The organism is Methylomonas koyamae, from assembly GCF_019669905.1.
Taxonomy (GTDB): Bacteria; Pseudomonadota; Gammaproteobacteria; order Methylococcales; family Methylomonadaceae; genus Methylomonas; species Methylomonas koyamae.
Genome location: NZ_AP019777.1, coordinates 2110004 through 2124864 on the forward strand (window position 1 = coordinate 2110004; position 14861 = coordinate 2124864).

The 14861-nt window shown below is 57.2% G+C and carries 8 protein-coding genes and 1 CRISPR repeat array; of the genes, 7 read left to right on the forward strand and 1 reads right to left on the reverse strand.

All coding sequences use genetic code 11. The features are described 5' to 3' along the window. Positions 1-26 precede the first annotated feature (26 nt). From csy1 to cas6f, 4 genes are read left to right on the forward strand one after another with little or no spacing between them, the layout of a single operon-like run. The gene (gene csy1 / locus MKFW12EY_RS09855) at positions 27-1280 is read left to right on the forward strand and encodes a type I-F CRISPR-associated protein Csy1 (protein WP_054762952.1); all 1254 of its coding nucleotides are present in this window, start codon (positions 27-29) and stop codon (positions 1278-1280) included. Continuing rightward, complete coding sequence (gene csy2, locus MKFW12EY_RS09860) at positions 1277-2179, forward strand: type I-F CRISPR-associated protein Csy2 (RefSeq protein ID WP_221054459.1); 903 nt, start codon at positions 1277-1279, stop codon at positions 2177-2179. Before csy1 ends, csy2 begins: the two co-directional genes overlap by 4 nt. A 3-nt stretch (positions 2180-2182) precedes the next feature. Next, positions 2183-3199: a type I-F CRISPR-associated protein Csy3 gene (gene csy3 / locus MKFW12EY_RS09865; RefSeq protein ID WP_054762954.1), complete on the forward strand. Its 1017-nt coding sequence runs from the start codon at positions 2183-2185 to the stop codon at positions 3197-3199. A gap of 3 nt (positions 3200-3202) precedes the next feature. Beyond that, positions 3203-3841, forward strand: a complete 639-nt coding sequence (gene cas6f, locus MKFW12EY_RS09870) for a type I-F CRISPR-associated endoribonuclease Cas6/Csy4 (RefSeq protein ID WP_221054460.1) — start codon at positions 3203-3205, stop codon at positions 3839-3841. 132 nt (positions 3842-3973) lie between these two features. Then, positions 3974-7188: direct repeats of the CRISPR family, unit length 28 nt; unit sequence GTCCGCCGCCGCACAGGCGGCTTAGAAA. Positions 7189-7655: 467 nt separating this feature from the next. Here cas6f and MKFW12EY_RS09875 read toward each other — a convergent pair. Continuing rightward, entirely contained in the window at positions 7656-8453 is a 798-nt protein-coding gene (locus MKFW12EY_RS09875) for a ParB/RepB/Spo0J family partition protein (protein ID WP_221054461.1), read from the reverse strand. A gap of 811 nt (positions 8454-9264) precedes the next feature. Here MKFW12EY_RS09875 and MKFW12EY_RS09880 point away from each other — a divergent pair. From MKFW12EY_RS09880 to MKFW12EY_RS09890, 3 genes are all read left to right on the forward strand, one after another. Next, positions 9265-10281, forward strand: a complete 1017-nt coding sequence (locus tag MKFW12EY_RS09880) for an ABC transporter substrate-binding protein (protein WP_082409888.1) — start codon at positions 9265-9267, stop codon at positions 10279-10281. 6 nt (positions 10282-10287) lie between these two features. Beyond that, entirely contained in the window at positions 10288-13515 is a 3228-nt protein-coding gene (locus tag MKFW12EY_RS09885) for an EAL domain-containing protein (protein WP_054762795.1), read from the forward strand. 192 nt (positions 13516-13707) lie between these two features. Further along, the gene (locus MKFW12EY_RS09890; protein ID WP_221054462.1) at positions 13708-14844 is read left to right on the forward strand and encodes an HD domain-containing phosphohydrolase; all 1137 of its coding nucleotides are present in this window, start codon (positions 13708-13710) and stop codon (positions 14842-14844) included. Positions 14845-14861: the final 17 nt, after the last annotated feature.

A 14861-nucleotide genomic window follows, 5' to 3' on the forward strand; every position in this document is an offset into this window, starting at 1 on the left:
AAAGACATTACGGGAGGCAAACATCAATGCACGAATCGATCACAACGTTTTTCGCCGAGCGCAAAGCGACTTGGCTGAAAGCTAAACTAAAAGCCACGGACGACCCGGATAAACAAACCGCTATCCAACAAGAAGCCGAGGACAAATTTTCCTTACCGACCTGGTTGCCCGATGCGGCGCGACGGGCCGCCTGGTTATCCATGTCCAGCCATCCCGGCAAATTCAGTCATCCCAGCGCCAAAACCAGTTCGGTAATCGCCCAAGGACAACAGGCCAATGACGGCTACCTGCGTACCGGCAATGTAGTTTATGAACTGGATGTTTCTGCAAAAACTGCGGCGGCGATGGATGTTTACACGTTTTTGAATCTACCGCTGGATGACGGGCAAACGCTGTTGCAGCACCTGGAACGGGACAGCGATCAGGCCAAGCGTTTGCTTAACGTGCCAACCGCCAGCTACGACAGTCTGCGTTCCGGGTTTCTGGCGGTCAAACAAAGCGACGTCGTTACGCGAACCGACGGTTTAGTCAAGCAAGTGTATTTCCCGGTCGATGCCGACTATCACCTGCTGTCTATTCTGACGCCATCCGGCATCTTGGCCCAAACCAAAAACCGCATCGACACGATGCGCTTTTCCGAAGCCACCAAACAGTCCAAGGACAGCCGGCGTAAGAACGACCACCATGCCGACGGTTTCGACGACATGCTGGGGTTGACTGTCACCGTTTACGGGGGGGCTAATAAGCAAAACATCAGCTTGTTAAACGTTCAAAATGCCGGCCGCGCGTATTTGTTAAGCAGTGTGCCACCAATCTTCGAGCAGCGGCAGGTGAGGTTACCGACGCGACATTTCTTCAGAAACTCGCTATCCGCCCGCCGTTTTCAAGACAACTTCCAGACGCTGGACCGCTTGATGCGCAGTGGCGTCAACAACATCCACGTCCGCGACGGCATCCGCAATACCCTCAAATACCTGATCGATTCGGTGTTGCGACTAGCCTTCGCCATTCGCGCCACCGGTCCCGGCTGGTCGCAAGCCGAGCATTACCGCGAATTACCGCTGGCTCAACGGATTTGGCTCGACGACGTCTATCTGGAACAGCGCGAGCAATCCGAAGCTTGGTTGGACGAGGTGGCCGGCGATTTTGCCCGTTGGATCATTCGAACTTACGAATACTTATGCAAGGACTGCCGCACCAAGCTCGGTGACGACGAATTCCATGCGTTGGCAGCGTTGGCCGAGCAAGCGGTTGCCGCCGACCAGGAGTTTTTCAAATGACGCGCCGTTTACTGTTAATTCCGCATCTGCAAATTCACAACGCCAACGCGATGAGCAGTCCTTACACCATCGGCTTTCCGGCCATGACCGCCTGGCTGGGCGGCGTGCATGCCTTGCAGCGCCATCTGCGGCAACAGGGGTTGACCGACATCGAATTGACCGGGGCGGCGATAAGCTGCCATCGCTTCGATTTACAGACCCACAAAGGCCAAGGCGATTTCGTGCATTCCATTGTCGGCACCGCCAATCCGTTGGATAAAGACGGCGGCCGGCCGGCCTTCGTCGAAGAAGCCCGCTGCCATTTAGAAGTATCGCTATTGATCGAATTGCAAGGCTTCGATACCGACGAACGGGAGCGCCTCGAAGCCACGCTCAACCAGCAACTGTGTAGGATGAAATGGGCCGGCGGCGACGTGCTGGCCGTCAAACCGGTGGAAATTCATACCGTCGATGAAGACGACGACCATAGCGTCAGAAAACTGCTTAACCGGCTGATGCTCGGTTACGTGCTGGTCGAGCGCCGGGAACTGATGGTGCAGGTCATGCGCGACGAGGGCCGGGACGCGCTGGACGCTTTACTGGATTTTCTAAAGCTCATGCATCGTAGCGAGCAGGATGAAAACGGCAAAGTCACCTGGAGCAGTCAACGCAAGGCGCCGGGTTGGCTGGTGCCGATTGCGGTGGGCTTCCAGGGTATTTCCGAGTTAGGCCAAGCCGCCAACCAGCGCGACCTTGGCACGCCGCACCGCTTCGCCGAAAGCGTGGTCACGCTGGGCGAATTCAAAATGCCGTACCGCATTACCAATCTGGACGACGTGCTATGGCAATACCACGCCGATACCGAACGCAATCTGTACCTTTGCCGAACCCTCACCGCAGCAAATCTTATTGGAGACTAAAACATGGCAGCAAAAAACGACGCAACCGTATTGGCTTTCGAGAAAAAACTGGTGCCTTCCGACGGTTATCTGTACGGCACGACTTGGAACGACCGCAGCAATCTCAAACCACTGGCTTTGACGCCGAAATCGGTACGCGGCACGATTTCTAACCGCTTGAAACCAGCATTGCAAAACGACCCGTTAAAACTCAACGCCGAAGTCGAAAAACCCAATCTGCAAACTGTCGATGCCTGCGCGTTGGCCGAAGATCAAGACACGTTAAAACTGAGCTTTACCTTGAAAGTGCTGGGCGGCGTTGACAAACCGTCGGCCTGCAACGGACCAAATTTCAACGCCAGTTATCCTGGCGTCGCCCAAGCTTATATCGAACAAGAAGGTTTTACCGAGCTCGCCAAACGTTACGCCGTCAACATTGCCAACGCCCGCTATTTGTGGCGTAACCGGGTCGGCGCGGAAAAAATCGAAGTGGTGGTCGATACCGGCGACGGCGAGCAACTGGTCTTCGACGCCAAGCAATTTTCCCTGCGCGATTTCAATGCCGCTAACATGGATTTACAAAAACTGGCCGGTAAAATCGCCGATGCCTTGTGCGGCCGTTTGCCGTATTTGCTGATTAGCGTCGAAGCTTACGCCTTGGTCGGCAAAGCCCAGGAAGTGTATCCCAGCGAAGAGCTGATCCTCGGCAATGGCAAGGGCGACAAAAGCAAAATCCTCTATGCCGTCAACGGCACTGCCGCCTTACATTCGCAAAAAATCGGCAACGCCATCCGCACCATCGACACCTGGTACCCGGGCCACGACGACGGCGCCATTGGCATCGGTCCAATCGCCATCGAACCTTACGGCGCGGTCACCAACCTGGGCAAAGCCTTCCGTACCCCGAAAGATAAAGCCGACTTTTACTCGTTGTTCGACCGCTTTGCCTTGGGCGAAAAACTCAGCAATAAAGACCAAGAACATTACGTGATGGCGGTACTGGTGCGCGGCGGCGTATTTGGCCAAAGCGGCAAGGAATAAGTCATGCGCTTTTACTTGGAAATCACCTTGCTGCCAAATCCCGAAGTTGGGCTGAATTTTCTTTGGTCCAAAGTATTCCATCAACTGCACCTGGGCTTTGTCGAGATGCTGGATGCGGATAAACGCGGCGCCATTGGTGTCGGTTTTCCCAAACATTGCGCCGATGGTAAGCGACTTGGTTTGGGCGACAAATGCCGCTTGTTTGCCGAAGATGAGGCCACGCTGGAACGCTTCGCCGCGCCGCAGCGTTTGGCGCGTCTTAGCGACTATGTGCATTGCACCGGCATCCGGCCGGTGCCGGACAAACTGTTGGGGTATGCGGTTTACCGGCGGGTGCAGCCGAAGACCAACCCGGAACGCCTGGCCCGGCGCTACGCCAGACGCCACGGCGTGGATCTGGCGACCGCGCTGAACATGACGGTTGAATTGCGCGCGGCGGGCGATAATCCGGCGTACCCGCTGTCGTTTCGCTATTGCGACATGCTCAAGCCTTCCGTGGCCTTGCCGTTCATCCGCTTGCAAAGCTTGAGCGGTGGGCAAACCTTTTGTCTGTGGATCAGTAAAACTGAAACGGTCGCGCCGGTGACCGGCAGTTTCAGCGCCTACGGACTGAGCAGCGTCGCCACCGTACCCGAATTTTGACCCAAAAATTTTTCGCTCTTTAACAATGTGAATTAAATCAGCCGGTTACGGTTAAGGCTTTTGCAGATGGTAAAAATGGGTCAAACCATCCGCAACCCTTGTCGCGACCGGCTTTCCGTTTATTTATAATCAGTCCGCCGCCGCACAGGCGGCTTAGAAACAAACCGGCAAGCCTTCTAGCTGATGCACGGCGTCCGCCGCCGCACAGGCGGCTTAGAAATTTATCGTTAAATTCCTGGCATAAATGCCTGGGTCCGCCGCCGCACAGGCGGCTTAGAAAAAGAATAAATTCCATCATCTGTAAGCCCTCATGTCCGCCGCCGCACAGGCGGCTTAGAAATATGCCTGGCTGGGCCAATCCCCGGCGATGCGGTCCGCCGCCGCACAGGCGGCTTAGAAAATGAAGCGTTTCAGGTGCTTCAACGTCTGCTTGTCCGCCGCCGCACAGGCGGCTTAGAAAACGGTGTAGCCGGCGCCGGTGATGGTTATGGTGTCCGCCGCCGCACAGGCGGCTTAGAAAACAAGCCGCGGATCATTTTCGACTGGGCATCGGTCCGCCGCCGCACAGGCGGCTTAGAAACAAGTGATTGTGCACGTCCGATAGCTTGTTCTTGTCCGCCGCCGCACAGGCGGCTTAGAAAAAAAGGCGATAAGACTGACGTGGCCGGGGTTGGTCCGCCGCCGCACAGGCGGCTTAGAAAGGCATGTTTTGCAACAGCAATTGCGCCGAATAGTCCGCCGCCGCACAGGCGGCTTAGAAAGAAACTACAATCCGGGTTGCGTATTTTTTAACGTCCGCCGCCGCACAGGCGGCTTAGAAAAGTCAGTTGGAAGCCATGCTGAATAAGTTGCGAGTCCGCCGCCGCACAGGCGGCTTAGAAATCGCGCCCATTCGGCATGAAGCGCAAATCAACGTCCGCCGCCGCACAGGCGGCTTAGAAATACAGCGGCCAGGGCGGCTTTGCCGATGGTTCGTCCGCCGCCGCACAGGCGGCTTAGAAAAGCGCGCCGCACAGGGCGATAAACATCAGGGCGTCCGCCGCCGCACAGGCGGCTTAGAAATTCATCGCGTTACCCTGCAAGATGCCCTGGATGTCCGCCGCCGCACAGGCGGCTTAGAAAATACGCTAACAAAGACTTCTCCGGTGTAGTCTGTCCGCCGCCGCACAGGCGGCTTAGAAATGCTCAGTGACGCTGCCGCGCTGTTTGAGTGCGTCCGCCGCCGCACAGGCGGCTTAGAAATGGGCGATGGCGCAGTAATGCCACAGCAAACCGTCCGCCGCCGCACAGGCGGCTTAGAAATATCGCACTTGGAAGGCCAAACCGTTTCGATCGTCCGCCGCCGCACAGGCGGCTTAGAAAAACTCACACGCTCGGCAAAATCATCTTGCTGTGTCCGCCGCCGCACAGGCGGCTTAGAAATATAATCTTGCAACCAATAATGTATTGAATTCGTCCGCCGCCGCACAGGCGGCTTAGAAAACCGAAAAAGGTTCGCTGGCTGGTGATGTGCTGTCCGCCGCCGCACAGGCGGCTTAGAAAGACGCTGGAAAGACAAAAACGGCGAGAGAAAGGTCCGCCGCCGCACAGGCGGCTTAGAAAAACGACCATTTCGCCCAGCGATGGCGACCATCGTCCGCCGCCGCACAGGCGGCTTAGAAAAATCGTGCGGAACTACGTCATCCCACGCAAACGTCCGCCGCCGCACAGGCGGCTTAGAAAAGATGTAATCTGGGAGGTTTCAGAGGGCGCGCGTCCGCCGCCGCACAGGCGGCTTAGAAAAATCTTTGCTAGCTCGCGCAAAACCATGTCTTGTCCGCCGCCGCACAGGCGGCTTAGAAACACAGAATCAGCCACGCAACCAGGCACGATTTGTCCGCCGCCGCACAGGCGGCTTAGAAAGCTAATCACCGGTTCCGCCGGTTCGGTGTGTTGTCCGCCGCCGCACAGGCGGCTTAGAAAACCACGCCGTTGCGGGCCGGCTGGTAGATCGGGTCCGCCGCCGCACAGGCGGCTTAGAAAAACGCGCACCGAATATCGGCCAAGTCTTGCCGGTCCGCCGCCGCACAGGCGGCTTAGAAACGGCAAAAAAAACGCCGCAAAGCCGATCACAAAGTCCGCCGCCGCACAGGCGGCTTAGAAAAGGACATCCCATTTTAGATGAGCGACGACCGCGTCCGCCGCCGCACAGGCGGCTTAGAAACACTTGCCGACGGCGGCTTGTTTTATGTCGATGTCCGCCGCCGCACAGGCGGCTTAGAAATCGGACACATTTCACAAGTGCCGTTTGATTCCGTCCGCCGCCGCACAGGCGGCTTAGAAATACTAGAGAATTAAAATTGTCAGAGCCTACAAGTCCGCCGCCGCACAGGCGGCTTAGAAAAAGAAAACACCAGGGGCATTCGCTCAGATATTGTCCGCCGCCGCACAGGCGGCTTAGAAACGAAGCGGCTCAGGCAAGAAAAGCGATTTGGGGTCCGCCGCCGCACAGGCGGCTTAGAAATCGCCAACCCCTGATCGCGCTTCATGAATACCGTCCGCCGCCGCACAGGCGGCTTAGAAATTTCGGCTCTTTTTCCCCTTTTTCCTGTCTAAGTCCGCCGCCGCACAGGCGGCTTAGAAAAGCCGCTGGCGGCGTGTCTAGCGCTACTACGCGTCCGCCGCCGCACAGGCGGCTTAGAAAGACGGCGGCTTGTTTTATATCGATAACCGTCAGTCCGCCGCCGCACAGGCGGCTTAGAAAATGGCGAATCAGCCGCCGCAGCCATCGCCGGAGTCCGCCGCCGCACAGGCGGCTTAGAAATATTGTCAAAATGACTTCATCCCTAAACGCTTGTCCGCCGCCGCACAGGCGGCTTAGAAACTTCCGCCACGGCGAGGACTTTCTCAGGTTTGAGTCCGCCGCCGCACAGGCGGCTTAGAAAAGGCACGTTCGCGCCGTGACTGGCTCGCCGCCGTCCGCCGCCGCACAGGCGGCTTAGAAAACGGAAGGCGCCTCACCCCAACCCGCATTTTCAGTCCGCCGCCGCACAGGCGGCTTAGAAAAACACGTCATTGGAACAATGCCGGCCATGTTCGTCCGCCGCCGCACAGGCGGCTTAGAAATCGTAAATAATGTCGCTGGCAATAGCTGGCACAGTCCGCCGCCGCACAGGCGGCTTAGAAACACTGTTCGGCAACCCAACCCACTCAAGATGTTGTCCGCCGCCGCACAGGCGGCTTAGAAAAACAGCGTCGCCAGGTTGCCCGGTGCCGGGTCGTCCGCCGCCGCACAGGCGGCTTAGAAAACCGAATAGCCATACAGCACCGCGCCGAGCATGTCCGCCGCCGCACAGGCGGCTTAGAAATGAAATCGAAGGATGCCGGGGTTAAATTGGCAGTGGAGTTTGACTACATCAAGAAAGGCAATCCGGCCGTCAATATGATCGTTTCCGGCTTTAGTCAGGCTACCAGAACCATTGAGGAAAAGATTCGAGGGGGATTTATCAGGCGGTGGAATGAGAGCGGGAGGCCGGCCGTCCCTCCATTCGTCTACTCTTACGAGCCACGCCACGTGGAAGCCGAATTTCCACGCCTCGCTCTCATCTGGCGATTATCATAGGTCGAGTCATGATTGAAGACAACAAAAATAGGAAGCTCTATTTGGTGCCTTATCGGAATGTTCGCCGCCGCCAAAAGCGACGACGGCATGCTGTTACCGGAAGCTATCGCCGAAACCTATTGGCAATTGCATTGCCTGCATTCCCGCGCCTGGAGCCACAAGATCGACCTGCGCAAGTTCAACGAGACTTTCCGAACGGCACCGGCGGCCGGGCTATTCCTGGTCCCACAACACCGGAAACGCCTTGCGCACCCGCTCCAGATCTTCCGCGCTGACGTTTTTGCCGCGCAGGGTGACCAGCAAGGCGTACAAATCCTGGCCGGTGACTTTGAAGGTTTGTTTCGGCGCGGTCTGGATCGATGCCGTCAGCCGTTTCAGCGTGGCTTGAAACGGTAGCGGTTTGGCCGCGGCGGGGGCTGCGGGCCGAGCCAGTTCTTGTTCGATGATTTGTTTTTCGTTGCCGGGCGGCGCGTTCAACGCCTTGCGCAGGATTTCCCTGGCCCGGTTCCAGGACAGTTCGCCGCTGGCCAGCTTTTCCCGCATCGCTTCGGTGGTCAGCGGCGCGAAGCGGACGATGTCTTCTATCCAACTGACGCTTTTGTCGAAAAATTCGGCAATGCGCTCTTTCGACCAGTTGGCGTTGTTCAGATAAATCACCGTTTGAAAATAGTCGGTGATGCGGGTATCGACCCGGTCCGAGTTCAGTTTCAAATTCAGCGCCTTGATTTCGTCCGGATCGCCGGTGACGACGCGCACGTCGACCCGGTCGAAATAACCCGGATTGGCGCGGCGGATGCCTTGTATCGCTTCCATTCGGTGAAAGCCGCCGACCAGGTAATATTCGCGGCTGTTGCGCTCCCAGACTACCAACGGCTCGAACAGGCCGTTGCTGAGAATGTCCTTTTCCAGATGGGTGACCTTGGCCCGGTCCAGATCGCGGTGGTTGGTCAGGGTATGGTGAAACTCGATTTGCTCGATAGGCAGGTATTCGTATCGCTTGGTGGCTAGCATGGTGAACTCCCTTCGTGAAGCCGGAATCGGCGGCGGCCTTTATCATACCGGCATTTACCGCAACGGCCCACCGCGGCGCGGTTAAGGTCGAAACCCAAAACGCGCCTGCCGTGGCGGAGGTCGCGGTAAAGGATTCGAAGCAAAGCGGGCCGACTAAGTACTTTGGCTGGGTCGATTGCTGTTCTTGAGTTAAAAATCACTCCCCCTTTGCAAAAGGCTATGTTCGCGTTAGTAGTTGAATGAGAACGAAGCCGTCATCCCGGCATACCCAAAGGGCACAAGTGGATTGCCGGGATCCAGGGCACAAGGATGTGTTGAAACTCTGCCATCCGTGGCTTCTGGGCCCCGGCAATCCATGCCGGGGCGACGCCAACTACTAACGCGAACATAGCCTTGCAAAAGGGGGCAAGGGGGATTTGTTCGAACAATCTCCCCAGCGCCGGGAGCCGGAGTTACTGCCGGATCAGGCAGTCACCCCCAAAGTCCGTGGTTTGGCCCGTAGTCGCCGCAACGCCGGCGTGTCTGGCCAGATTGCAACTGAAGCGTTACGCACATGGTTGCGACAACTTTCCCGGCGCCGTTAACCAGTCGTTCGCTGCGGATTGCCGCCCGTGCGGTATCGTCCGAAAAATGCATCTAACGACTAGGTTAATCAATAAGATAGCTTGATTGGCATAGTTCGGAAAAGGTTTGGCTAAGCCGGCGAGTCGTTGTATAACTGTGCCCCTGCGCAGTCATTGACCAGCATCGAGCCGCCGATGCCGCTTTGACCGAGCCAGCCAAATCGATCGAATTTTAGAGTGTTGAATTAGTGGTTCATGTTACGCAGCACAACCCCATACTGGCCAAAGCGTTCCTTATCTCGATTTGCTGCGCGATATTGGCGGCTTGCCAAGAATCTCCGCCGCAAAGCCGCGGGCTGCTGCCGAAAATCACGGTAGCCTTCACTGACCAACCTGAATCTGTGCTGATGCATGTCGCGTTGGCACAGGGCTTTTTTAGCGAGGAGGGATTGCAGGTGGAGCCGCAACTGCACGGCTTCGGCAAGGCGGCCTTGCAAGCGGTGGTCGACGGTAAAGCCGATTTCGCCACCGTCGCCGAAACGCCGTTGATGTTCAGCATATTGCGCGGCGAACACATCGCGGTAATCGCTAACATCGTCACCAGTTCGAGTAACCATGCGGTAGTAGCCAGACCAGATGCCGGCATTGCCAAACTCGCGGACTTAAAAGGAAAACGCATCGGCTTTATCGCCGGCACCACATCGGAATTTTTTCTGGATTCCATTTTGACGGCATCCGGCCTGACCAGAGCGGAAATCGAGCCGGTTGCCATCCAGCCCCAAGACATGCAGGCCAGTATCGAGCTCAAGCAGGTCGATGCCGTGTGCACCTGGAACTACCCGTTGATACAAATTCAGCGGCAACTCGGTCCTGCGGCGGCGGTTTTTTACGACCGGGATATTTATACCGAGACGTTCAATATCGCCGCACAACAAGCCTTTATCGAACAAAACGCCGAAACTGTCGAACGCTTGCTGCGCGCCTTGGTCAAGGCCGAAACCTTCGTTGCCGAGCACCCGGACGCGGCTCAAACCCTGATGGCAAAGCTGGCGCAGTTGGAATTGAGCCTGGTCAAGGACGTTTGGGCCAATTTCAATTACGAGGTGGCGCTCGATCAGACGCTGCTGATTACCCTGGAAGACGAAACCCGCTGGGCGATGAAAAACCGACTGGTCGATGCCGCGGCCATGCCCGATTTCCGGCAACACATCCACCTCGATAGTCTGGCGCGCGTCAAACCGTCTGCCGTTGCGATCCAGCGTTAGGCGCCCATGCGCATCGTCAAACGCTTAAAAATTCTGTCGGCCGCCGCTATCGCCACGGTTGCGGTACTGCTGGCGATCCTGTTCTCGACCATTGCGCATTATCAGCAAGAAAAAGACGGCCACCTGCTGGTCGATAAATTGGTACGCGGTTTGTTCGAATTAACCGCTTTCAGGGACCAGTATCTTCTGTACCGGGAGCCTCGGCCGCTAACGGATTGGGAAAACCGCAGGGAAAGCGTAAACCGGTTGCTAGACCGGGTCGCCGGCCAATCCTCGTTCGCCAACGAGGCGCCGGTTTTGGCCAAATTGCGCGCCAGCTTCGACAAATCTGCAACCATCTTTCAGCGCATCGCCGCAAACAGCGCGTTATTAAACCAGGCCGGCGACCGGCAGGACGTTTATGCCGAGCTGGACAAACGGCTGGTCAGCCAGCTTTTGTTGCGCGACGCCAATAATCTTAACCTGGCCAATACTTTGCTGGATGCCGGCAACCGCCGCGTCGAAAAAAGTTACCAATATTTGGTCGGCATCGTCGGCCTGTTCGCATTGTGGTCGGCATTGGTCACCATTATGAGCTTGATCCGGCTGAGCCGGCTGATTAACACCCGGCTATTACCGTTGCATCAGGGGGCCAAACGCATTGCCGAGGGGAATCTGGATTACCGGATTGCCTGCAGCGGTAACGACGAATTCAGCGAACTTGCCGCCGCCGTCAACGGCATGACGGCTCGGCTACAGGATTTTGCCGCGCAGCTTCGCGGAGAAGCGGTCGAACGCGAGCGCCTTGCCCAGGAAAGAGAGCAGTATTTTCGATTCTTCCGGCTCACCACGGAACCGATGTGCATTGCCGATCCGCAAGGTTGTTTTATGCAAGTCAATCCGGCCTTCGAATTATTGGTCGGCTTCGACGAAAGCGAGTTGCTGGCCAAACCGTTTCTGGAATTCGTTTGCGACGAGGACAGGCAAAAGACCGCAGAGGAAATGGCGCGCCAAATATCGGGCCATAAATCGATGGCCTTCGAAAACCGCTATGTTTGCAAAGACGGCCGACTGGTGCATTTGTCCTGGACCGCTTATTACGACCCGGACGACGGCGTGACGTATGCCACGGCGCGCGACATCACCCAACGTAAATTGGCGGAAGCGCAACTGGCCGAAAGCGAGTTTCGTTGGAAATTTGCCATCGAAGGCTCGGGGGACGGGGTTTGGGATTGGAATCTGGTTACCAATCAAGTGAATTTTTCCCGACGCTACAAGGAGATGTTGGGTTATTCGGATCGAGACATTCGCGGCTTTAAACAGGAATGGGTAGACCGGCTGCATCCTGACGACAGGGCCAATGTCGCGGCGGTCCTCGAGGAATATCTGGCGGGCAAGACACCGGTTTATGCGGTTGAGTTCAGGATGCGATGCAAGGACGGCAGCTATAAATACATTCTCGCCCGCGGCATGGTGGTTAACCGCGATGGCGCCGGCAACGCGTTACGGATGATAGGCACGCATACCGATATCAGCGAACGCAAGCAGCTCGAACAAAAATTGCAACTTGCCGCCAGCGTGTTCACCCACGCTCGCGAAGGCATCATGATTACCGGCACGGATGGCGTCATCATCGACGTCAATGAAGCGTTTAGCCTGATCACCGGCTACAGCCGCGAGGAAGCCATCGGCCGGTTTCCCCGCTTTCTGCATTCCGGGCGCCACGACCCGAGTTTCTACGCCGATATGTGGCAGCAATTGGTCGAGAAAGGCCACTGGTACGGGGAAATCTGGAATCGGCGCAAAACCGGCGAGATTTATGCGCAGATGGAGTCCATCAGCTCGATACGCGATGCCGCCGGCAATATCAGCCAATACGTGTCGTTGTTCTCGGACATCACGACGCTGAAGGAGCATGAGAAGCAACTGGAACATATTGCCCACTTCGATGCGCTGACCGGCTTGCCCAATCGAATTCTGTTGGCGGACCGCTTGCGCCAGGCGATTGTGCAGGCGCAACGCAACGGCGACATCTTGGCGATCGTCTATTTGGATCTGGATGGATTCAAAGCCATCAACGATTCCTATGGGCACGAAGCCGGCGACCGCTTGCTGACCGCAATTTCGGCCAGAATGAAACAAGCCCTGCGCGAAGGGGACACCTTGGCCAGGATCGGCGGCGACGAATTCGTCGCCGTGTTGCCGGAGTTGGCCGATGCCGATTCGAGCATACCGCTGCTGGAGCGATTGCTGACGGCGGCTTCCGACCCGGCAGACTGCGGCGATTTAATGTTCAACGTCTCGGCCAGTTTGGGCGTCACCTTTTACCCGCAGACTGAAGAAGTGGATGCCGACCAGTTGCTGCGCCAGGCCGATCAGGCCATGTATCAAGCCAAGTTGGCCGGCAAAAACTGCGTTTGCCGGTTCGACGCCGACCAAGACAGTTACATCCGCACGCGCCACGAATCCTTAAACCGCATCGGCCAGGCCATGCTTGGCCGCGAATTCGTTTTGTATTACCAGCCCAAAGTGAATTTGCGCAGCGGAGCATTGGTCGGCGCCGAGGCGTTAATCCGCTGGCATCACCCGGAGAAAGGCCTGTTGCCGCCCAGCGAATTTCTGTCGGTGGTCGAGGATCATCCGCTCGCGGTCGAAATCGGCGAATGGGTGATCGACAGCGCCCTGACCCAAATCCAAATCTGGCACGAAGCCGGTCTGAGAATTCCGGTCAGCGTCAACATCGGCGCGCGCCAATTGCAACAAAAAGACTTTGTCGAACGCCTGCGCCAGTTGCTGGTAGCCCATCCTGAAGTCGCTGCCGATTGCCTGGAGCTGGAGGTGCTGGAAACCAGCGCGATCGAAGACATCGGCCACGTCTCCAACGTGATTTATGCCAGCAAGGAGCTGGGGATCGCGTTCGCCCTGGACGATTTCGGCACCGGTTATTCCTCTTTAACTTATTTGAAGCGTTTGCCGGTGGCGATGTTGAAAATAGACCGCAGTTTCGTCTGCGACATGCTGGACGACCCGGACGACTTGTCCATCCTGAATGGCGTCATCAGCCTGGCCGCCGCCTTCGGCAAGCAGGTAATTGCCGAAGGCGTCGAAACCGAGAAACACGGCGAATTGCTGCTGCAACTCGGCTGCGAACTGGCGCAAGGCTACGGCATTGCCAAACCGATGCCGGCCGCGGCAATGTTCGATTGGTACAACGACTGGCGTTCGAAACCATTTTGGCTCAATCCCGGGCAATGAGCCTGGTTTCGCGAGTCTACCCTGTAGCCGCTTCAGCCGCCGAGTCCCTGGTAGGTTTATCCGGGAAGGGCCGGGGACAGCCAAGCTCGCGCACCGTTCGACTCCCACTGTTCCAGCAGGCTTGCGTTCGGTAAAGCGCCAGGCGATCTCTGCTATAGTCAGTCGAACAAGAACCGCCGCTCAGGAATCCCAATGGCAGAGCCCGTCCAGCCGCAGAAAAAGACCATTCTCGTCGTCGACGACACTCCCGACAATCTGGTGTTGTTCGGCGAATTGCTGATGCCGCATTACCAGGTGCGCGTCGCCAACAGCGGCCTTAAAGCGTTGGCCGCGGCGGCGGCAGAACCTCGGCCGGATTTGATTCTGTTGGACGTGATGATGCCGGAGATGGACGGTTACCAAGTCATCGCCCGCTTGAAAACGGAGCCGGAGACGCGCGATATTCCGGTAATGTTCATCACTGCGCTAGACCAGATCGAGGACGAAGTGCGCGGCTTGGAACTCGGCGCGGCCGACTACGTTACCAAACCGGTCAAGCCGGCCATTCTTTTGGCCCGGGTACGCGGCCAATTGGATTTGAAGGAAGCGCGGGATATCTTGCGCGACAAGAATGCCTGGCCGGAAGCGGAAGTCGAGCGGCGGGTTCGCCAATACCGAAAAGTGCAGGACGCCAGCATGCGGGCTTTGGCCAGCCTGGCCGAGGCGCGCGATTCGGAGACCGGCAACCATATTTTGCGGACCCAAGGCTACGTCAACATCCTGGCCGGCACATTGGCCGCTCAGCCCAAATACGCCGCCATCCTGACGCCGGCCGTCATCGAAACCTACACCAAGGCCGCCACGCTGCACGATATCGGCAAGGTCGGCATCCCCGACCAAATCCTGTACAAACCGGGCCGGCATACCCCGGAAGAATGGGAGATCATGAAAACTCATGCCCAAATTGGCGCGCAAGCGATTTGGCGGGCGATACAACACGAAGACGATTTGGAAGCGGTCAATTTTTTGTGCGTGGCAATGGAAATTGCCGGGAAACACCATGAAAAATGGGACGGCAGCGGTTACCCCAGAGGCCTGGTCGGCGAGCAGATTCCGCTTTGCGCCCGCTTGATGGCGGTAGCCGACGTGTTCGACGCCTTGGTGAGCCGGCGGATTTACAAAGCGGCATTCACGATTGAAGAAGCCAAGCGGATCATCGTCGAGAACAGCGGTTCCCATTTCGATCCGGAAATCGTCGCGGCATTTTGCCAATGCATCGACGAATTCCATAGTGTCGCCGCGCGTTACCAAGACGACGGCGAGCACGAGGAGCACAATCCGCCCGCTTAAGAGGGCTTTGCCGCCAG

Excerpts from the sequence above, each read along its gene's own strand:
- MKFW12EY_RS09875 (WP_221054461.1), bottom strand. The coding sequence starts at position 8,453 with ATGCTAGCCACCAAGCGATACGAATACCTGCCTATCGAGCAAATCGAG.
- csy3 (WP_054762954.1), top strand. The coding sequence starts at position 2,183 with ATGGCAGCAAAAAACGACGCAACCGTATTGGCTTTCGAGAAAAAACTG.
- cas6f (WP_221054460.1), top strand. The coding sequence starts at position 3,203 with ATGCGCTTTTACTTGGAAATCACCTTGCTGCCAAATCCCGAAGTTGGG.
- MKFW12EY_RS09885 (WP_054762795.1), top strand. The coding sequence starts at position 10,288 with ATGCGCATCGTCAAACGCTTAAAAATTCTGTCGGCCGCCGCTATCGCC.
- MKFW12EY_RS09890 (WP_221054462.1), top strand. The coding sequence starts at position 13,708 with ATGGCAGAGCCCGTCCAGCCGCAGAAAAAGACCATTCTCGTCGTCGAC.
- csy1 (WP_054762952.1), top strand. The coding sequence starts at position 27 with ATGCACGAATCGATCACAACGTTTTTCGCCGAGCGCAAAGCGACTTGG.
- csy2 (WP_221054459.1), top strand. The coding sequence starts at position 1,277 with ATGACGCGCCGTTTACTGTTAATTCCGCATCTGCAAATTCACAACGCC.